General features: G+C 59.3%; 15 protein-coding genes and 1 other RNA gene. 10 read left to right on the top strand and 6 right to left on the bottom strand.

Annotated features, from left to right (window positions below):
* The first annotated feature begins 47 nt into the window (after nt 1–47).
* The 9 genes from dnaB (at nt 48) to MTP41_RS14045 (ending at nt 10,543) form a co-directional block, all read left to right on the top strand.
* Nucleotides 48–1,448, top strand: a complete 1,401-nt coding sequence (gene dnaB, locus MTP41_RS14005; protein ID WP_005939997.1) for a replicative DNA helicase — start codon at nt 48–50, stop codon at nt 1,446–1,448.
* Nucleotides 1,448–2,905: a tRNA lysidine(34) synthetase TilS gene (gene tilS / locus MTP41_RS14010; protein WP_249235768.1), complete on the top strand. Its 1,458-nt coding sequence runs from the start codon at nt 1,448–1,450 to the stop codon at nt 2,903–2,905. The genes dnaB and tilS overlap by 1 nt, the downstream gene beginning before the upstream one ends.
* On the top strand, nt 2,902–3,450 hold the full coding sequence (gene hpt, locus MTP41_RS14015; protein ID WP_005940003.1) for a hypoxanthine phosphoribosyltransferase: 549 nt from the start codon (nt 2,902–2,904) through the stop codon (nt 3,448–3,450). The genes tilS and hpt overlap by 4 nt, the downstream gene beginning before the upstream one ends.
* A 33-nt stretch (nt 3,451–3,483) precedes the next feature.
* Nucleotides 3,484–5,655 carry an ATP-dependent zinc metalloprotease FtsH gene (gene ftsH, locus MTP41_RS14020; protein ID WP_097778176.1) on the top strand — a complete coding sequence of 724 codons (2,172 nt, stop codon included), beginning with the start codon at nt 3,484–3,486 and terminating at the stop codon, nt 5,653–5,655.
* A gap of 29 nt (nt 5,656–5,684) precedes the next feature.
* Nucleotides 5,685–6,719, top strand: coding sequence for a hypothetical protein (locus MTP41_RS14025; protein ID WP_097774794.1), 1,035 nt, complete (start codon nt 5,685–5,687; stop codon nt 6,717–6,719).
* A gap of 70 nt (nt 6,720–6,789) precedes the next feature.
* Nucleotides 6,790–7,590 carry a hypothetical protein gene (locus MTP41_RS14030; protein WP_249235769.1) on the top strand — a complete coding sequence of 267 codons (801 nt, stop codon included), beginning with the start codon at nt 6,790–6,792 and terminating at the stop codon, nt 7,588–7,590.
* Between the two features lie 182 nt (nt 7,591–7,772).
* Entirely contained in the window at nt 7,773–8,762 is a 990-nt protein-coding gene (locus tag MTP41_RS14035; protein ID WP_249235770.1) for a LacI family DNA-binding transcriptional regulator, read from the top strand.
* A gap of 17 nt (nt 8,763–8,779) precedes the next feature.
* Nucleotides 8,780–9,628 carry an HAD family hydrolase gene (locus MTP41_RS14040; RefSeq protein ID WP_249235771.1) on the top strand — a complete coding sequence of 283 codons (849 nt, stop codon included), beginning with the start codon at nt 8,780–8,782 and terminating at the stop codon, nt 9,626–9,628.
* 138 nt (nt 9,629–9,766) lie between these two features.
* Complete coding sequence (locus tag MTP41_RS14045) at nt 9,767–10,543, top strand: copper homeostasis protein CutC (RefSeq protein ID WP_249235772.1); 777 nt, start codon at nt 9,767–9,769, stop codon at nt 10,541–10,543.
* A gap of 77 nt (nt 10,544–10,620) precedes the next feature.
* Here the strand turns inward: MTP41_RS14045 and MTP41_RS14050 are convergent, their stop codons facing one another.
* Nucleotides 10,621–11,073 (bottom strand): S-ribosylhomocysteine lyase, encoded by a 453-nt coding sequence (locus MTP41_RS14050; RefSeq protein WP_249235773.1) that lies wholly within the window; start codon nt 11,071–11,073, stop codon nt 10,621–10,623.
* A gap of 16 nt (nt 11,074–11,089) precedes the next feature.
* Nucleotides 11,090–12,844 carry a pyruvate kinase gene (pyk, locus tag MTP41_RS14055; protein WP_097778170.1) on the bottom strand — a complete coding sequence of 585 codons (1,755 nt, stop codon included), beginning with the start codon at nt 12,842–12,844 and terminating at the stop codon, nt 11,090–11,092.
* 434 nt (nt 12,845–13,278) lie between these two features.
* Between pyk and MTP41_RS14060 the strand changes: the two genes are divergently transcribed.
* Entirely contained in the window at nt 13,279–14,457 is a 1,179-nt protein-coding gene (locus MTP41_RS14060; RefSeq protein WP_249235774.1) for a phosphopentomutase, read from the top strand.
* 189 nt (nt 14,458–14,646) lie between these two features.
* Here the strand turns inward: MTP41_RS14060 and MTP41_RS14065 are convergent, their stop codons facing one another.
* The 4 genes from MTP41_RS14065 to rnpB form a co-directional block, all read right to left on the bottom strand.
* Nucleotides 14,647–16,359: an LCP family protein gene (locus MTP41_RS14065; RefSeq protein WP_097778168.1), complete on the bottom strand. Its 1,713-nt coding sequence runs from the start codon at nt 16,357–16,359 to the stop codon at nt 14,647–14,649.
* A gap of 19 nt (nt 16,360–16,378) precedes the next feature.
* Nucleotides 16,379–16,732, bottom strand: coding sequence for a NusG domain II-containing protein (locus MTP41_RS14070; protein WP_097774802.1), 354 nt, complete (start codon nt 16,730–16,732; stop codon nt 16,379–16,381).
* A gap of 3 nt (nt 16,733–16,735) precedes the next feature.
* Nucleotides 16,736–18,661, bottom strand: coding sequence for an NAD(+) synthase (locus MTP41_RS14075; protein ID WP_249235775.1), 1,926 nt, complete (start codon nt 18,659–18,661; stop codon nt 16,736–16,738).
* A gap of 216 nt (nt 18,662–18,877) precedes the next feature.
* An RNA gene (gene rnpB, locus MTP41_RS14080) (RNase P RNA component class A) lies at nt 18,878–19,215 on the bottom strand.
* Nucleotides 19,216–19,293: the final 78 nt, after the last annotated feature.

The following is a 19,293-nucleotide window of genomic DNA, read 5'->3' on the forward strand; positions in this document are numbered from 1 at the left end:
GGCGCTTTTTGGCTTTTCAGCGAAATGATGCAAAAGGATAAACTACCATGCCGAATGAACGACATTATTCCAATGAACTGAATCTGGAAAGCGTGGGCATCAACCTGCCCTACAACATGCAGGCAGAGCAGAGCGTGCTGGGTGCGGTGCTGCTCAAACCGGAAACGCTCACCGACTTGGTGGAGATCATCCGGCCGGAGATGTTCTACACCCGGCAGAATGCGCAGATCTACTCCGAAATGCTGCGCCTGTTCACCGCCGACCAGACCATCGACTTTGTGACGTTGCTGGACGCTGTTATCTCGGACGGCGTGTTCCCCAGTGCCGACGAAGCAAAGGTGTACCTGACCGGCCTTGCCGAGACGGTGCCCAGCATTTCCAACGTGAAGGCCTATGCCCAGATCGTGCAGGAAAAGTATCTGGTGCGCCAGCTGATGGGCGTTGCAAAGGACATCCTGCAGGATGCCGGAGATGAGCCGGATGCCGACCTGCTGCTGGAAAACGCGGAGCAGCGCATTTATGAGATCCGCTCCGGCCGCGATTCCAGCGCACTGACACCGCTTTCCTCCAGCATGGTGGAGACCCTGACCAACCTGCAGAAGATCAGCGGCCCGGATGCGGACAAATACAAGGGCATCCCCACAGGCTTCCGCCTGCTGGATACGGTGCTCACCGGTCTTGGCCGCGGCGACCTCATCATCCTTGCGGCCCGCCCCGGTATGGGCAAGACCAGCTTTGCGCTGAACATCGCCACCCGCGTGGCCATGCAGCAGAAGGTGCCGGTGGCCATTTTCAGCTTGGAAATGACCAAGGAACAGCTCACGAACCGCATCCTTTCTGCTGAGGCCGGCATCGACAGTCAGGCATTCCGCACCGGTGCCCTGCGCGCCGAGGACTGGGAATATCTGGCCCTTGCCACCGAAAAGCTGCACGATGCACCCATCTATATGGACGATACCTCCGGCATCACCATCACCGAGATGAAGGCGAAGATCCGCCGGGTGAATCAGGACCCCACCCGCCCGAATGTGGGCCTCATTGTCATCGACTATCTGCAGCTGATGACCACCGGCCAGCGCAGCGAGAACCGCGTGCAGGAGATCAGCTCCATCACCCGAAACCTTAAGATCATGGCAAAGGAAATGAATGTGCCCATCATCGCACTTTCTCAGCTGTCCCGTGCGGTGGAAAAGCAGGGCAACAATTCCAGCCACCGGCCCCAGCTTTCCGACCTGCGCGATTCTGGTTCTATCGAACAGGATGCCGACTGCGTTCTGTTCCTGTACCGCGATTCCTACTATGCCAGCCAGAACCCGGACGGCGCTGAGGTGGATGCCGATACGGCAGAGTGCATCGTGGCGAAGAACCGTCACGGCGAGACCAGCACGGTGCCGCTGGGCTGGGATGGTGCCCACACCCGCTTTATGGATGTGGACTTTAAACGCTGATGAACAATGAAAAAATTCTGGCGTATGTGCGCATGTTTGTTCTGCGAGAAAAGCTGCTTTGTCCGGGTGAGCCGCTGCACTTGGCCGCGGCAGTGTCCGGCGGGGCAGACAGCATGGCACTGCTGCGCATCCTGCTGGCCCTGCAGCCGGAATTCGGGTTTGTGCTTTCGGCCTGCCATGTGAACCACGGCCTGCGCGGTGAGAGCGCTGACCGGGACGAAGCCTTTGTGCGGGCGGAATGCGCCCGGCTGGGTGTGCCGCTGCGGGTGTTCCATGCTGCAGAGATGGCCGACGAAGTGGGCCTGCCGTCGGAACATGCCGGGGAGGACTGGGCGCGCCGCCTGCGCTATGCCTGCTTTGCGCGTTTGTGCGGGGAGGGGATAGATGCCGTTGCAACGGCCCATACTGCAAATGATCAGGCTGAGACCCTGCTGCTGCGGCTGGCCCGGGGCACGGGGCTGCACGGTGCGGCAGGCATCCGGCCAAAGCGCGGGTGCTACCTGCGGCCATTGCTGGTCCTTACCCGGCAGGATACCGAAAGCTTCTGCCGTGCAGCCGGGCAGGCATGGGTCACAGATGAGACGAACGCGACCGATGCCTATGCCCGCAACCGGGTGCGCCGTGCGGCACTGCCTGCACTGCAGAGCACCAACGGCGCAGCGGTGGAAAACCTTGCCCGCTTCTGCGAGAAGGCAGCCCGCGCGGATGCCTATTTTGCCCGGAAGGCCGAAGAGCTGCTTTCTGCTGCACGTCTGGATGCGGCACAGGCTGCCATCAAAAGCCCGGAAGCCTGCACGGTGTGGCGGCTGGGCCCGCTTTCCGCTGCGGATGCGCTTATTTTGGAAGCAGCCATGCATTCGCTGACGGCTCCCGTGCGTGACGCAGAGGAAAAATATGTGCAGCTGCTGTGCGGCCTTGTGCGGCGCGGCAGCGGTGCGGTACAGCTGACTGACCGGGTGCGCTTTTGTGCCGGAGACGGATGCTTCTGGCAGGAGATTGTGCCGGAACGGCCCCGGCAGCAGGAAGACAAACGGCTGGAAAGCCAGCCCTTTCAGCCGGAAAAACAGGCAGAATACTGCCTTGCGGGCGGCTGGAAGGTGACTGCAGGGCTTTTTACGGCTGATTTTGAAGAAAAAATACAAGTCGTTCATAAAAAAGACTTAAAAAATCAGGCGGATTATGCTAGAATAACTACGTTGTATGCTGGTCTTGTCCTGCGCACCCGCCAGCCGGGAGATGTCTACCGCCCGGCGGGGCGAAGTGTACACAACCGGCTGCGCAAGTGGATGAACGAAACGGGCATCCCGGCCAGCCAGCGCGATCAGCTGCCGCTGCTGGCGGCGGGCAGCGAAGTACTGTGGGTCTGCGGTGCGGGCTTTGCCGAGGGCCTTGCCCCGGATGCAGACACTGCGCAGGTGCTGCAGATGGAAATGGAACATAGGGAGGAAATAACATGAGTATGCATGATGATATCAAGACTGTTCTGGTCAGTGAAGAAGAGTTAAAGGCAAAGGTTGCTGAGCTGGGTGCCCAGATCAGCAAGGATTACGAGGGCAAGAACCTTGTTCTGGTGTCCATCCTCAAGGGCTCGGTGGTGTTTATGGCCGACCTGATGCGTGCGGTGAGCATTCCCTGCAGCATCGATTTTATGGTGGTGTCCAGCTACGGTGGCAGCAACACTGTTACCAGCGGCCTTGTAAAGATCATCAAGGATCTGGACGGTGATCTGTCCGGCAAGGATGTGCTGATCGTGGAGGATATTCTGGATACCGGTGTCACCCTCTCGAATCTGGTGCCCATGCTCAAGATGCGCAACCCCAACTCGGTAAAGATCTGCACCATTCTGGACAAGCCCAGCCGCCGCAAGGCCGATATCCAGCCCGACTACGAGGGCTTCCAGGTGCCGGACGAGTTCGTGGTGGGCTACGGTCTGGACTACGATGAAAAATACCGCAACCTGCCTTATGTGGGTGTGCTCAAGCCTGAAGTCTACGAGAAGTGATTTCTCACACTATAATTCATCCAAGAACTGGAGTTGATTTTTTTGCAATCCAAAAGACCCCGTTTCAATCCGCTGATCCTTGCTCTGGCGCTGGCGGCGGTGCTGATGGTCTGGTCGGTGCTGGGCGGCGCCGGCTCTGCCAGCAGCTCTTCCATGGAATATTCCACGGTGGTGCATTATTTTGAAAGCCTGCAGGTCACGCAGTTCTCGCTGGACCTGAACACCGGCGTGATCACCATGAACCTCAAGGAAGGCGGCAAGAACAACCTGCCCCTGCCCGATACCACGTCCCAGAGCACCACGCAGGCCACCGGCGGACTGCTGAGCGGTATGCTGTCCTCCTCGGATGAGGATACTGCTGCGCAGAAGAACAGCGACGGCACTGTGACTGTGCGCTACAAGCTGCCCTATGCATCCATGTTCGTCAAGTATGTGGGCGACTACATTGCCGCCTATGACGAAGCAAACCCGGATGCTCCCATGGTGTACGATTATACCCCTGTCAAGGAAAACATCCCATGGATGGAGATCCTGTTCTATCTGGCAATGCTGGGCTGCACCGGCTTCCTGCTGTTCTCCATGATGCGCGGCGGTGCTGGCGGCGGCGGGATCATGAACGTTGGCAAAGCCAAGGTGAAGGACGAGCACGAGAACCAAAAGACAGCCACCTTTGCCGATGTTGCCGGTGAGGACGAGGAAAAGGAAGAGCTGAAAGAGGTCGTGGAGTTCCTGAAAAGCCCGGAGAAGTTCAACACTCTGGGCGCACGCATTCCCCACGGCGTGCTGCTGGTAGGCCCTCCGGGCACCGGCAAGACCCTGCTGGCCCGTGCCTGCGCAGGCGAGGCCGGTGTGCCCTTCTATTCCATTTCCGGCTCTGACTTTGTGGAAATGTACGTCGGCGTGGGTGCATCCCGCGTGCGTGACCTGTTCGATAAGGCAAAGAAGTCCATGCCCTGCATTATCTTCATTGATGAGATCGATGCTGTGGGCCGTCAGCGCGGTGCCGGTCTGGGCGGCGGCCACGATGAACGCGAGCAGACCCTGAACCAGCTGCTGGTGGAAATGGACGGCTTTGAGGCCAACGACGGCATCATCGTCATGGCGGCCACCAACCGTGCCGACATTCTGGATAAGGCCCTGCTGCGGCCGGGCCGCTTTGACCGTCAGGTCTATGTGGGCCTGCCGGATGTCAAGGGCCGTGAGGAGATCCTCAAGGTCCACACCAAAAAGAAGCCGCTGGCCCCGGATGTCTCTCTCAGGGTCATTGCACAGCGCACCGCAGGCTTTGCGGGCGCAGACCTTGAGAACCTTGTCAACGAAGCGGCCCTGCTGGCTGCACGCCGCAACCGCAAGGCCATTACCATGGAGGATATCGAGGAAGCTTCCATGAAGGTGATGGCTGGCCCGGAGAAGAAGAGCCGCGTTGTGACCCCGGAGGAAAAGAAGCTGACTGCTTACCACGAGGCAGGCCACGCGGTGGCGGGCTTCTACTGCAAGCATCACCCCCGTGTGCACGAGATCACCATTATCCCGCGTGGTCAGGCTGGCGGCTACACCATGTACCTGCCCGAGAAAGACCGCAGCTACGTGACAAAGGGCGAAATGTTCGAGGATATCGTTTCCAGTCTGGGCGGCCGCGTGGCCGAACAGCTGATCCTGGAGGATATCTCCACCGGTGCTTCCAATGATCTGCAGCAGGCCACCAACATTGCCCGCCAGATGATCACCAAGTACGGCTTCTCGGAGCGGCTTGGCCCTGTGGTGTACGGTACCTCGCAGGAGGAAACCTTCCTGGGCCGCGATCTGGGTCAGGGCAAGGGCTACAGCGAGACCACCGCTGCCGAGATCGACGGCGAGATGCGGGATATCATCGATGAAGCCTACGAGACCTGCCGCCGCACCCTGACCGAGCACATCGATCAGCTGCACGCGCTGGCACAGGCCCTGATGGAACGCGAGAAGCTCAACGAGCAGGAGTTCAACACCATTATGGCGGGCGGCACACTGCCCCCGCGTGAAGGCGATGAGCTGAAGCCGGAACAGCCTGCTCAGACCGTGCAGGCTGCCACTGCAGAGACCGCTCAGCAGGCCGAAACTGCTGAATCTGCAGAGACCGCTGAGCCTGCCGAACAGGCCGAAACGGCAGAGCAGATGCCGGCTTCTCCTGCACCGGAAGCCCCGGATGCACAGAAACCGCAGAACTGATTTGACCCAAACGGAAAGGAGCGAGTGTCGTGGAGGAAAATTTTAACCCGGTCGCACGGACCCGCGCAAACTATTACACCCCCGGCAGCCCGGTGCAGTTCGTCTGCGTGGAGCTGCTCAAGGGTGATGTCAGCGGGGAGCACGCGGTCTGCCTGACCTTCAAGAATATTTCCAAGGTGACCCTGACCGCGCTGGAGATCCACTTCAAGTGCAAGGGCGTGGACGGCGTGATCCTGTGCGAGGACCGGTTCGAGTACCGTGACTTGGAAGTAAAGCCCGGCGAACTGTTTGGCATGGACGATGCGGTGTTCGTTACCGCAAAGGCCATCACCAGCGTGGATGTTTCGCTGTGCAACGTGTACAACGGCAAGAGGGTGGTGCATCTGGACGGCATCAAGCGCGTGCGCCTGCCTGCCCCCAAGCGCCTGTCTGCTGAGCTGGAAAAGGCGCTGGAGACCCGCATGAACCGCCCGGAGCTGAAGTATCAGCCGCAGGTGTTTGAAAATGGCTGGTACTGCGCCTGCGGTGCCTTCCACCCGAAGGAGGAGGATACCGTGTACTGCTCGGAGTGCGGCTGCGACCGCATCCTGCTGCAGAACGCGCTGAACACCCTGCTGCAGCCGGAACAGCCTGCCCAGACCGAGCCGGAACTGGAAACGCCTCTTGCCCCGCAGGCCGAAGAGCCTACCCGCATCATGGGCGCAGCGCCCGTGCAGGAGGAGCCGACCCGGATCATGGGTGCACCGTGCCGTGAAGCAGAACCACAGCCGGAAGAACCTGCTGCAGAGCAGACCCGTGTGATGGATGCCGGAATGCGGGCACAGTTCCCGGGCAGGGCATCTCATGCAGCTGCAGACGAAGGCACCCGTGTGATGCCTGCTGCAGCCCGCCGTGCACAGCCGATATCTCAGCAGCCGGAGCCTGCCTATGACGACGAGGAAGAATACGAGGACGAGCGCGACAGCGTGGCCGAAGCGCTGATCCGCTGGGTGCCGCCCATCACTGCCATTGTCTGTGCAGCAGTGGCACTGTGCGGCTTCGTGTATTACCAGTTCGTGCTGTAACACAAACAGCAGCGGAGAGGGCGGTATGCCTTCTCCGCTTTTTTGTATGCCAGAAGAAGGGAGAACCATTATGCCGGAAGAAGCCTTACAGGCTGCCTTTGAGATCAAGACTGCCTGCGATGAGATCAGCCGCCGCCTGCTGCGCTGGCACTGGGAGCACAAACCCGGTGCGCACAGCTTGGGTGCATTGCTGGATCACGTTGCACAGCGCCAGCAGGAAAGCCCGGACTACTACGACCGTATGCCGGATCTTTCCGGCAAAAACAGCTGGCAGCAGCTGGATACCACCATTTGTATGCGGGTTCTGCTGGACCCGGAAAAGGATGCCGCCAAACCGCTGGACCTGCTGGGCAATACCAGCAATCCGGGTGCGGCCCGCCGCGCCTGCAATGCTGTGCGCACCGCCCGCAACGAAGCCGCCCACGCCACCGATCACACCGATGCCGCTCAGGCGGCAATCCTGTTCAACGAGGCGGTGGAGAGCTTGGAAGACGGCTATGTGGGCACGGCTTTCCGCGAGAATGAACTTGCCCGCTATTACCGCGATGCAGAAAATTATCTGGTACGCTGCGGCGCAAAGGAGCCGATCGCATCCAGCCGTGCGCCGGAAGAAAAAACGGCTGCGCACGAGCCAGCCCGCCAGAGCACAAAGCAGGGCCAGAACCGCAGCACCCAGAGCCGCAAAACGGCCGGCAGCCGTTCCTCCGGCAGCAGAAGCACCACAGCGCGCAGCAGCTCGGCCAAAAGCCGCAGCACGGCAGGCCGCAAAAAGAAACAGAGAAGAACTGGCAATAAAACCGTGTTCATCGTTCTGCTGGTGGTCCTGCTGCTGGGGCTTGCCGTGCGTGCATGGAGCATGGGCGCAGCCTGACCGCCTGTAATGCCCTGCTTCTCAGAAAAAAGCCGTCTTTTGTACACAGTTGCCAGAAAAACAAAAATGCGTTCGGAATAAACCGGGAAAAGCGCATCTTGCGGGATGGGTGAAAGCGGTTTATAATAAGCATGAAAACGTTTACACATAACAATGCATCCCAAAAGAGAGAAGTACTGCAAATGACCATCAGTGATATTGCAAAAATGGCGGGTGTATCCAGTGCGGCGGTCAGCCGCTACCTGAACGGAGGCCCCCTGAGCGAACAGAAGAGGGCTGTCATCCACGAGGTAGTGGAAAAGACTGGCTATCGCCCGGATACCGCCGCCCAGACTCTGCGCACCGGAAAAGTGAATCAGGTGGGGGTGATTGCTCCCAGCATCGGTTCCCAGTCGGTGGGGCAGATCACGGCAGGCATTGCCAGTGAGCTGGATGCAAAGAGCTATCTGATGCTGCTGGGAAACACCGAGCTGGATGCCCAGCGGGAATTGGGCTATCTGACTGCCATGCAGCGCAACCACGTGGCGGGCATCATCCTGCTGGGCAGCTATTATACTCCTCAGCTGGCGCAGGCGCTGAAAAACTGCCGTGTGCCGGTGGTGGTAACAGGCCAGCGTTTTCAGGATGTGGCCTGCGTGTACAACGACGACCGCACTGCAGCCCGGGAACTTGCCCAGCGGATGCTGGACCGTGGCCGCAGAAGGATCGTTTATATTGGCGGTACAGAGCGGGACGATGCCACCGGCGTGCAGCGCCGTGAGGGCGTGCAGGATGCGCTGAACGCTGCCGGACTGAACGGCGAACAGATGCCCCGCATCTGCTGCAACGCCTTTACCATGGAAGAGGGCCAGCGCTGTATGCAGGAACTGCTGGCGCGCTGCCCGGATCTGGACGGTGTGGTCTGCGTGACTGACACGGTGGCCTTTGGTGCCATGCGTGCCCTGCGGGAAGCAGGACGGCATGTGGGGCAGGATGTGGGTCTTGCAGGCGTTGGCGACAGCTGGGCTGGCAGCATGATGGAACCGGGGCTGGCCACGGTGCGCTTTTACCAGAAGCAGGTGGGGCAGGAGGCTGCCCGGATCCTGCTGCAGATGCTGGAAGAGAATGGGAGCGGCGGGCCTGTGCGTCAGGTGACGCTGGGCTATCAGATCGTGGAGCGAGGCTCCCTTTGATGATAAAGGATAAAAGTATGGGTCGTAAGCTGATTTTTCTGGATATTGACGGCACGCTGCTGCCGCCGGGTGATATGCTCATCCCGGAAAGCACTCTGGCTGCACTGGATCGCGCCAGAGCAAACGGACACAAGCTGTTTTTGTGCACCGGCCGCAACCACCGCATGACCGAACCGCTGCTGCGGCACGACTGCTTTGCGGGCGCAGTGTGCAGCGCCGGCGGCTATGTGCTGTGCGATGGCAAGACTCTGGTGGATATCCCCATGGAGCCGCAGCAGGCTGAAGGCGTGCGCGCGGCGCTGGAGCGCAATGGCGTGGAGTGCACGCTGGAAGCCCGGGATGCCACCTTTGGCGGAAGCAAGATGGTTGAGAGATGGAACTTTATCCACAAAAAGAACGATGCACCGCTGAACAGCGAAGCAGAACGCTGGCGCAAAGCCATGGAAGAGGGCATGTCCATCCTGCCGCTTTCCGATTACAAAGGGGAACCGCTGTATAAGATCGTGTTCATTGCCGACCACGAGAGCGACCTTGCCGAGGCAAAGCAGCTCTATGCCGACCAGTTCGTGTTCTGCGAAAGCAAGCTGGACCGTCTGACCGATGGCTTTGTGAATGGTGAGCTCATCAACCGCAAATTTGATAAGGGAACCGGAATCAAGGCCATCTGTGATCATCTGGGCTGCACGCTGGCGGATACCATCGGCTTTGGTGACAGCGATAATGACCTGCAGATGACCGATGTGGCGGGCATCAGCGTGTGTATGGCCAATGGCTCCGAAAACCTGAAAAAGCGGTGTGACCGCATTGCTCCCTCGGTATACGAGGACGGCATTGCAAAGGAGTTCAAGGCGCTGGGTCTGATCTGAAAAAAACAACAAAGGCTGCGGCAGGGATAAGACCCGGGCCGCAGCTTTTTGCTGCCACAGGGTTTTATAAAACGGAAAAACGTGGTAGAATAAACCAGAATGCCGGGTTCAAAGCCCGGCAAAAAGGGAGGAATTGAAATGCGTTCCGTTCTGGAAGTATGTGTGGACAGCACTGCCAGTGCACTGGCAGCAAAGCGCGGCGGTGCCAGCAGGCTGGAACTGTGTGCCGACCTGATCGTGGGCGGTACAACGCCCAGCCTTGCGCTGGTGCGTCAGGTCAAGGCGGAGACCGGCCTGCCGGTGCGTGCTCTGCTGCGGCCCCGGTTCGGAGACTTCTGTTACGACAGCTACGAGCTTGCCCAGATGGAACAGCTGGCCGCAGAGCTGGTGGAGGCCGGGGCGGATGGTATCGTGACCGGTGTGCTGACCCCGGAAGGGCAGCTGGATGCGGATGCCATGCGGCCCATTTATGCGGCGGCGCGCAGGGCAGCGGAAAAGGCAGGCCGTCCGGTGGCGTGTACCCTGCACCGTGCCTTTGATGTCAGCGCCGACCCCTTTGCGGCACTGGAAACGGTCCGGAGCATGGGCCTTTGTACCATCCTCACCAGCGGGCAGGCGGCGAGTGCCCCAGAGGGAGCGGAGCTTCTCGGCCGACTGGTGGAGCGGGCAGGGGACAGCGTGGAAATTCTGGTAGGTGCCGGTGTCACGGCACAAAACATCCCGGCACTGGCCGCACAGACCGGGGCACATGCGTTCCACCTTTCCGGCAAGCAGGTGCTGCAAAGCCGCATGACCTTCCGCCGCGAGGGTGTGCCCATGGGGCTGCCGGGCTTTTCAGAGTTTGAGGTATGGCAGACGGATGAAGAAAACATCCGTGCTGCACGGCAGGCACTGGATGCGATGAAGAACAACTAAAACAAAAGCGCTCTCCCACGGGAAACCCCGGTGGGAGAGCGCTTTTTATGATGATGAATTTGAAGGGTGAAGATAGCTTAGTAATGCAGCTCGTCGCCGGTCAGTGCTTCCAGCACCGGCAGCATGGCAGCGGCTTCGGCCTTGGCGGCGGGCAGATCCATATCGCGGTAGTTGCCGCACTCCACTTCGCTGGCCCCGGGCACAGCGCCCTCAAAGCCAGCCATGAAGCGGAAGGATTCCACCGTCAGCTCCAGTGCCTCGGCGGGAGTCAGGCCGCGGGTGAGCAGATAGAAGCCGGTGCGGCAGCCCATGGGGCCAACATAAATCACGCTGTCTTTAAAGGCGCTGTTGCGTGCATAGGTGGCAAACAGATGCTCCAGCGTGTGGGCGGCACCGGTGGACAGGTAATCGCCGTGATTGGGCTTTTTCATGCGGATGTCCCAGGTGAGAACATCTCCGTCCTGACGGCTCAGATACATGCCGCGGTCCAGTTTGGTATGGTCAACACAGAAGCTTGCAATGCGTTCCATGATCTTCTCCTTTGGCTTATGCCTGCAGGCGCTGCACGCTGCCGTGAGCGCAGTCCACAGCGATCATCAGACCGTCGCGGATGTGGCTGGTAGCACCGGCGGCACCCACAACGGTAGGCTTGAGCAGGGCCTTGCCGGCAATGGCAGCGTGGCTGTTCAGGCCCGGCTCTTCCACCACCAGAGCGGCGGCATCACGCACGTAACTCAGCATTTCGTTGCTGGTGGAGGGCACCACCAGAACCATGCCGGGCTTGAACTTTGCACGTACCTCTTCCAGCGTGCGGCAGACGCAGGCCTTGCCGGTGGCGCTGGTCACGTCGGCATTCTCGCGGCCAACGCCCACACCGGTAGCCAGACAGTTGCCTACCATGTGGATCTTGATCATGTTGGTGGTGCCGGACACGCCCACAGGCACGCCTGCGGTCACAACGGCCAGCTCACCGTTGTGCAGGTAGCCGTTCTCCTTGGCCAGAGAGGTGGACATCTCGATCAGCTCATCGGTGCTGTGTGCCAGAGGCATCATCAGCGGGGTGATGCCCCAGCTCAGGGCCAGCTGACGCTGCACCTGCTCCTTCATCACGCAGGCGATGATGGGCTGCTCCGGGCGGTACTTGCTCAGCAGACGGGCGGTGTTGCCGGACTCGGAAACGGTGACGATGGCTGCGGCGTTCACGTCCTTGGCGGTCAGGCAGGCAGCGTGTGCAGTTGCATCGCTCACGCTGATCTTGCCGGTGTTCTCGGTGAGGGGAACAAAGCGGGCGTGGTTCTCCTGCTCGGTGCGCTCAGCAATGGCAGACATGGTCTTGAGGGCCTCCACCGGGTAAGCACCGGCAGCAGTCTCGCCGGAGAGCATGATGGCAGAGGTGCCGTCGTAGATGGCATTTGCCACGTCGGAGGTCTCGGCACGGGTGGGGCGGGGGTTCACGATCATGCTGTCCAGCATCTGGGTGGCGGTGACGATGGGCTTGCCAAAGGAGAAGGAGCGCTCGATGATATTCTTCTGAATGCCGGGCAGCTCGGTAAAGTCGATCTCAACGCCCAGATCGCCGCGGGCCACCATGACAGCATCGGCTGCAGCCAGAATGCTGTCGATGTTGTTCACGCCCTCACGGTTCTCGATCTTGGCGATGATGCGGATATCGGAATCATACTCGTTGAGCAGGTTGCGGATGTCGTACACATCCTGTGCCGTGCGCACGAAGGAAGCAGCGATGAAGTCAAAGCCCTGCTGTGCGCCAAAGATGATATCGTCGCGGTCGCGCTGGCTCATATACGGCATGGACAGATGCACGCCGGGCACATTGACACCCTTCTTGTTCTTGATCTTGCCGCTGTTCAGCACCTTGCACACGATGTCGGTGTCGTTCACGGTGACGATCTGCAGCTTGATCAGGCCGTCGTCCAGCATGATGGTGCCGCCGGGCTGCACGTCCTGCGGCAGGTCCTTATAGGTGATGGAGCAGATCTCCTTGGTGCCTTCCACCTCGCGGGTGGTCAGGGTGAAGGTCTGGCCGGCTTCCAGCATTTCAGTGCCGTTCTTGAAGTCCTTCAGGCGGATCTCGGGGCCTTTGGTGTCCAGCAGGGCGGCGACCGGCTTGCCCAGCTCTTCACGAATGGCCTTCAGCTTTTCAAAGCGGCCCAGATGCTCTTCGTGAGAGCCGTGGGAAAAATTAAAACGGGCAACATTCATGCCGTTGGCGACCAGCTCGCGCAGAACGCCTTCCTGATCGGTGGACGGACCCAGAGTGCAGATGATCTTGGTTTTTCTCATATACTTTTACTACCTCCAACTACAACTTCACATTCTCTATTTTGCGGCAGGCTGTCGTCGTACAGGCAGCTGCGCGTGGCCAACGGGAAAAAATCCCGTGCTGTGGTACAAAAGCGGAAAAATTCTGTGGTTCAAAACCTTTCCATTTACTATTATACCCGCTTGGATACAATAGGGCAAGAAAAAATTCAAGCTGCGCTGCAATTTTTTTGGCAGCTAAGATGCCTTTGCCACGGAATAACGCAGCAACGAATAAAAATGTCAAAACACTTCGTCGAATTGTGAATAAAATGACGAACATTTTGGTGAAAATGACGGATATTTGCAGCACAGCAAAAACGCTTGCATCCGGTGCGGGATTTGCTTATAATGATAAGTAAAGATAGTATCACTTATCCGGGGCAGGTCCCCGGAAGAAATGGAGAAAAAACGATATGGAAAAGCGTGTTTTTCTGATCGTCCTCGACAGCTTTGGCATTGGCGCAGAGCCGGATGCCGCAGCGTTTGGCGATGAGGGCACCAACACCCTGGGTGCCATTGCAAAACACCCCAACTTCAACTGCCCCAACCTGCAAAAGATGGGCATGTTCAACATTGATGGCGTGGCCGCAGGCGAAAAGACCGCAGCGCCCATCGGCTCCTTTGCCCGCCTGCAGGAGCAGAGCATGGGCAAGGATACCACCATTGGTCACTGGGAGATCGCCGGTGTGGTAAGCCCCAAGCCGCTGCCCACCTTCCCGAACGGCTTCCCGGATGAGCTGATCCACGAGTTTGAGGAAAAGACCGGCCACAAGGTGCTGTGCAACAAGCCTTACTCCGGCACGCAGGTGCTGAAGGATTACGGCGAGCAGGCCATGAAAGAAAACGCCCTTATCGTCTACACCAGTGCCGACAGTGTATTTCAGGTGGCCGCCAACGAAGAGCTGGTGCCGGTGCATGAGCTGTACCGCTACTGCGAGATCGCCCGCGAGATGCTCAAGGGCGAGTACGGCGTGGGCCGCGTGATCGCACGCCCCTTCCTGGGCCACACTGCGGATACCTTCTACCGCACCACCAATCGCCACGACCTGAGCCTCAAGCCGCCCCGCGCTACCATGCTGGATCTGCTGAAAGATGCTGGCAGGGATGTCATCGCTGTGGGTAAGATCTTTGACATCTTCGACGGTGAGGGTGTGACCGAGAAGATCAAGACCACTGGCAACACCAATGGCATCGCCTTTACCAAGGCCCTGCAGACCCGCGACTTTGAGGGCCTTGCCTTTGTGAATCTGGTGGACTTCGATATGCTCTACGGCCACCGCCGCGATGTGGCAGGCTATGCCGCCGCTGCTACGGAGTTCGACAGGTTCGTGGCAGATTTCATCCCCGGGATGCGGGAGGGCGATCTCCTGATGGTGACGGCTGACCACGGCTGCGACCCGTCCTATACCAAGACCACCGACCACACCCGCGAGTATGTGCCGTATCTGATCTGCGGCAAGGGCGTGAAGCCCGGCGTTGATCTTGGCACCCGTCTGTGCTTTGGCACCATCGCCCAGACCATCTGCGAGTATCTTGATGTGGATGCTTCCTCTCTGGACGGCAAGAGCGTCTGGAACGAGATCAAGGCATAATGATTTTATAGAATGAGAAAGCCGCCTGCATTGGTTCAAGATGCAGGCGGCATTTTTATGCAGTTTATCGGCACGGACTTTCTGGTGAAAAAGCAAAACAGGAAACGACCGCAGTTGTTTCCTGTTTTGCAAATAAAATAATATTTCCACGATAGAGTCCGGGGCTTGCGCAGAGGACATTTTAAATCGTCACGCTGCTTCGTTCTGCTGCGAAGCAGCATCCTGAATGGCATCCCAGATGGAGGAAGCCGCATTGTAGATGGACGATGCAGCCTGTTCCACCTCTTCCTGCGTGGGCAGGGAGATGGACGGTGCTTCTCCGGCCGTATCACCGCTGCCGGTCTCGCCCTCGGCGGGGACCGCCGGCTCCTGCGGCTGGGTGTCGGCAGGCTGCTCTGCATCTGCAGGCTGGTCAGCCGGGACGGTCTCTTCCGGCAGGCTGTCGGCGGGCACTTCCTCGGGAACGCTCTCGGCAGGCACCTCCGAAACGGCAGCGTTCGGGTCGGTGGTGGGGGTGAACACCTCGGTCTTTTCCGGCTTCTGGGTGGTGTCGGCAACGGTGCCCTCACCGCCCAGCACGGACGCGATCATTTCCCTGGCCTTGCTCACAGAAGCATCATCCGGTTTCATGACGTAGAGCTTCTGTCCCTTGGCAGAGTAGCACTTGGTGCTGCTGGAGCTTGTGCCGGTGACGGTGTAGCTTTCAATATCCCACTCGGCAAAGTCGCTCAGCTGCATCCGTACCAGCGCACTGATCTGATCCTGCGAAAAGCTGGTCACAAAGCAGTCGGCTGCGGCATCCATGATCTTGGAAAAGCCCATCAGCAGGGCAGGGGACTTGATCTTGTTCAGCATGGCATCGATCACCTTCATTTGGTTGATGCCGCGCTGGATATCGCCGGATGCAAAGGCGTGACGCTCACGGGCAAAGGCCAGAGCGGCCTTGCCGTCCAGATGGTTCCAGCCCTCCACAAAGGTGGTGGGGTCATAGTAGCCGGGGCTGCCCACAGAAGTGAACGCCTGATCGGAGTAGACATCCACGCCGCCCAGCGCATCGATGATGCTGATGAAGCCCGCAAAGTTGATGCGGATGTAATGGTCCACATTGACGCCGTACAGATTGCCCAGTGTGGCCATGCTGGTTTCCACGCCGTACAGACCGGCGTGAGTCAGTTTGTCCTTGCTGTCAGTGCCGGCAAGGTCTACGTAGTAGTCGCGCGGGGTGTTGATCAGGGCCACCCTCTTGGTGACAGGGTTCACGGCAGCAAGGATATTCACGTCGCTGCGGGCATTTTCGGTCAGCTCGCCGCGGGTGTCCACGCCGCTGAGGTAGATCACAAACGGCTCCTTGGTGATCTTGTTGGCCTCGGCACCGGTGAGCAGGCCAGAGGTCATGCTGCCCAAGGCAGAAAGGCCCTGCTGGGCCCAGAAGCAACCCAGCGCCATGGCAGCGCACAGGAACACCGAGAATACCCGGGCCACCTTGCCGGGAACATTGTACTCCTGACAGCGCTTTACCAGCAGCCACAAAAGCGCCAGCAGCGCGGCCAGAATGACCAGATACAGCACCGGCAGCATCTGGGTGCGCCACAGCTGAACCAGTGCCAGAATGCTTAAAATACCTTGTAAGATCAGCAAAATTTTCCCCCACTTTGAAGGTACTGCCACGGCTCCATCCACGGGCGGCTGGGCCTTGGGCGGTACGGGTGTGTTGTGGCCGCTGCGCGGCGGCTTCTGGGGAGGCTGGGCCGGAGGCGGTGTGCTGGGCTGTTCCGGCGGAAGCTCGGAAAAAAACGCCGAGCTGTCTACCTCGATGGGCGCAGTGTCCTCAGAGCCTTCCTTGCGGCTGATGTGCCGCAGAGAACGGTAATCTTCGTGGGAACGATCGTTTTCATCCATCATTCAAAACCACTCCTTTTTGTCAGGAAACAGGTACAATGGTCAGCACTGCACGGGCCGGAAGGCAGGTGGCAGTCTGATCTTCGTTGGAAAGCCAGCCAAAGCCTTCACAGATGTGATCCGGGCAGGGTGAATCCACGAACCGGGCTGCACCGTCCTTGATCTGAATGTGGACGGTATAGTAACCGGTGTCCACATCATAGGTCTCATCCACGTCCAGCGGCAGGTTCATGGTGGTGTTGTTGTCGCCGTAGATCAGCTCGGCCCGCAGTCCGGAGCCGGAAGCGTGCACGCGGCGTACCACCAGCAGCACAGCGGCAATGGCCAGAATGACCACGGCAAACAGAAGATTGGCAAGCAGCTTTTTGTTTTTCATGCGTTAATCCTTGATCTGTAATTGTTCCAGCTCGGCCAGCCACAGTGCGGCACAGGCATCGCTGGGCATCCGCCAGTCGCCGCGGGGCGAAAGGGTCACGCTGCCCACCTTGGGGCCGTCGGGCAGGCAGCTGCGCTTGAACTGTTGGGCAAAGAACCGCCAGTAGAAGTTGCGCAGCCACTTGTACAGCACGCTGTCCGGGTACTCCGGCCGGCCTGCGAATGCAGCCTTTGCCAGCCGGAAGATCTTGGCCGGGCCAAAGCCGAAGCGCAGCACCTGATACAGGTAGAAATCGTGCAGCTCGTAGGGCCCCACAAGGTCCTCGGTCTTCTGCGCGATCTCGCCGTCCTTGGCAGGCAGCAGCTCCGGGGAGACGGGCGTATCCAGAATATCCAGCAGCACCGTGCGCAGAGCATCGGTGGCGGCAATGTCGGCTTCGTAGCGCACAAGGTGGCGCACCAGCGTTTTGGGCACACCGGCGTTCACACCGTACATGCTCATGTGGTCGCCGTTGTAGGTGGCCCAGCCCAGCGCCAGCTCCGAAAGGTCGCCGGTGCCCACCACGAGACCGCCGGTGCGGTTGGCGGTGTCCATCAGCTCCAACGTGCGCACGCGGGCCTGTCCGTTTTCAAAGGTGACATCCAGCACGCTCTCGTCCTGACCGATGTCCGCAAAATGGCTGTGCACGGTGTTGGCGATATCGATCTCTTTAAAGGAGACCTGCAGCTCATCGCACAGGATCTCTGCATTGCTGCGGGTGCGCTTTGTGGTGCCAAAGCAGGGCATGGTCACAGCCAGCACATCCCGGACGGGGCGGCCCAGCTGCTTCATGGCACGAACGGCCACCAGCAGCGCAAGACAGCTGTCCAAGCCGCCGGAAATGCCGATAACGGCGGTCTTTGCGTGGGCGTGTTCCAGCCGCTTTGCAAGGCCGTCGGCCTGCATCTTCAAAATCAGCTCACAGCGCTCGGCGCGGCGCTTGGGGTCGCCGGGCACAAAGGGTGCGGGGTCGATCCAGCGGGTCAGCGTGGTCTCTGCCGGTTCCAGATCGAACTCCACGGTCTGGTAGCCCTCGCCGCTCAGCTCAAAACTGGTGTTGCGGGCACGCTCGGCTTCCATGCGCTGGCAGTCGATCTCGGTCTCGGCACAGCCGCCGTCAAAGGGAGCGTTCTCCGCCAGAATAGTGCCGTTCTCGGCGATCAGGTCGTGGCCGGCGAACACCATGTCCTGCGTGCTCTCACCGTGCCCGGCGGAAGCATACAGGTAGCCGCACAGCAGGCGGGCAGACTGGTTGGACACCAGCGCCCGGCGGTACTCGGCCTTGCCGACGGTCTCATCGCTGGCGGAAAGATTTGCGATCACGGTCGCACCGGCCAGCGCGTGGAAGGTGGAAGGCGGCAGGGCGCTCCACAGATCTTCGCAGATCTCCACACCCAGCACAAAGCTGGGCATCTGGCGGCAGCGGAACAGCAGGGAGGTGCCAAAAGGCACCTGCTGACCACACACCTCCACCAGCTCCACCTCGGTGCTGCCCGGGGTGAACTGGCGCTTTTCGTAGAACTCGCCGTAGTTGGGCAGATAGGTCTTGGGTACAAGGCCCAGAATGCGGCCATGACACAGCACGGCGGCGCAGTTGTACAGCTTGCCGTGCACCAGCAGCGGCAGGCCCACCAGCGTGACAACGTCCAGTGCTTTTGTTTCATCAAGCAGGGTGCTCAGGGCATCCAGTGCACCGGTCTGCAGCGTGCGCTGCAGAAACAGGTCGCCGCAGGTATAGCCGGTCAGGCAGAACTCGGGGAACACGGCCAGCTTTACGCCGCGGGCTGCGGCCTTGTGCAAAGCATCCGTGATCTGCCGGACATTATAGGCGCAGTCGGCCACCCGCAGTGCGGGAGAAAGAGCGGCTGCTTTCAAAAAACCATCTTTCATCGGAGGATTTCACATCCTGTCTTTCTTAGTTGACTGCAATTTCCTGCAGTGCACATAGTATACCACAAACAGACCCAAACGGGAAGTAAAAGAACAATGACAAAAACAAAACAGCCGCGTTCTCGCCATCTCGCACTGCCCGACGGAGGAAGCGGGCAAGACAAAAAATAAAAAATCCCACACAAAAATGTGCGGGAATCAAAGACTGAAAAATGGAAAACGAGATAGACCGTAAGCCGGGTTCTGTATTAAACGACGATCTGTCTAGACCTGCCATTGCTGACAGGTTCGTGCCGCCTTCGGGACACGCGAGCAGCGCTGTACGTCCCATATAGGCGTTGCTTCCGGTAGGGTTTACAAAGCCGCATGGTCACCCATGCGCTGGTGAGCTCTTACCTCGCCGTTTCATCCTTACCGCATTGCTGCGGCGGTTTGTTTTCTGTTGCACTTTCCCTAAGGTCACCCTCGGCTGCCGTTAGCAGTTACCGTGCTCTGTGAGGCCCGGACTTTCCTCAGAGCGGTCAAAGCCGCCCCGCCGCCGTATGTTCCACTCGTTTTCCGCTCCTCATGATACCATAAAAAAGCAGGATTTGCAAGTAGAAGCCTTTTTTGATATAATATCTTATATATTT

Origin of the sequence: Faecalibacterium sp. I4-3-84, from assembly GCF_023347255.1 — a bacterium.
Lineage (GTDB): Bacteria > Bacillota > Clostridia > Oscillospirales > Ruminococcaceae > Faecalibacterium > Faecalibacterium taiwanense.

Excerpts from the sequence above, each read along its gene's own strand:
- MTP41_RS14035 (WP_249235770.1), top strand. The coding sequence starts at position 7,773 with ATGACCATCAGTGATATTGCAAAAATGGCGGGTGTATCCAGTGCGGCG.
- MTP41_RS14050 (WP_249235773.1), bottom strand. The coding sequence starts at position 11,073 with ATGGAACGCATTGCAAGCTTCTGTGTTGACCATACCAAACTGGACCGC.
- hpt (WP_005940003.1), top strand. The coding sequence starts at position 2,902 with ATGAGTATGCATGATGATATCAAGACTGTTCTGGTCAGTGAAGAAGAG.
- MTP41_RS14040 (WP_249235771.1), top strand. The coding sequence starts at position 8,780 with ATGGGTCGTAAGCTGATTTTTCTGGATATTGACGGCACGCTGCTGCCG.
- MTP41_RS14045 (WP_249235772.1), top strand. The coding sequence starts at position 9,767 with ATGCGTTCCGTTCTGGAAGTATGTGTGGACAGCACTGCCAGTGCACTG.
- pyk (WP_097778170.1), bottom strand. The coding sequence starts at position 12,844 with ATGAGAAAAACCAAGATCATCTGCACTCTGGGTCCGTCCACCGATCAG.
- MTP41_RS14030 (WP_249235769.1), top strand. The coding sequence starts at position 6,790 with ATGCCGGAAGAAGCCTTACAGGCTGCCTTTGAGATCAAGACTGCCTGC.
- tilS (WP_249235768.1), top strand. The coding sequence starts at position 1,448 with ATGAACAATGAAAAAATTCTGGCGTATGTGCGCATGTTTGTTCTGCGA.
- MTP41_RS14070 (WP_097774802.1), bottom strand. The coding sequence starts at position 16,732 with ATGAAAAACAAAAAGCTGCTTGCCAATCTTCTGTTTGCCGTGGTCATT.
- dnaB (WP_005939997.1), top strand. The coding sequence starts at position 48 with ATGCCGAATGAACGACATTATTCCAATGAACTGAATCTGGAAAGCGTG.
- MTP41_RS14065 (WP_097778168.1), bottom strand. The coding sequence starts at position 16,359 with ATGATGGATGAAAACGATCGTTCCCACGAAGATTACCGTTCTCTGCGG.
- MTP41_RS14075 (WP_249235775.1), bottom strand. The coding sequence starts at position 18,661 with ATGAAAGATGGTTTTTTGAAAGCAGCCGCTCTTTCTCCCGCACTGCGG.
- MTP41_RS14060 (WP_249235774.1), top strand. The coding sequence starts at position 13,279 with ATGGAAAAGCGTGTTTTTCTGATCGTCCTCGACAGCTTTGGCATTGGC.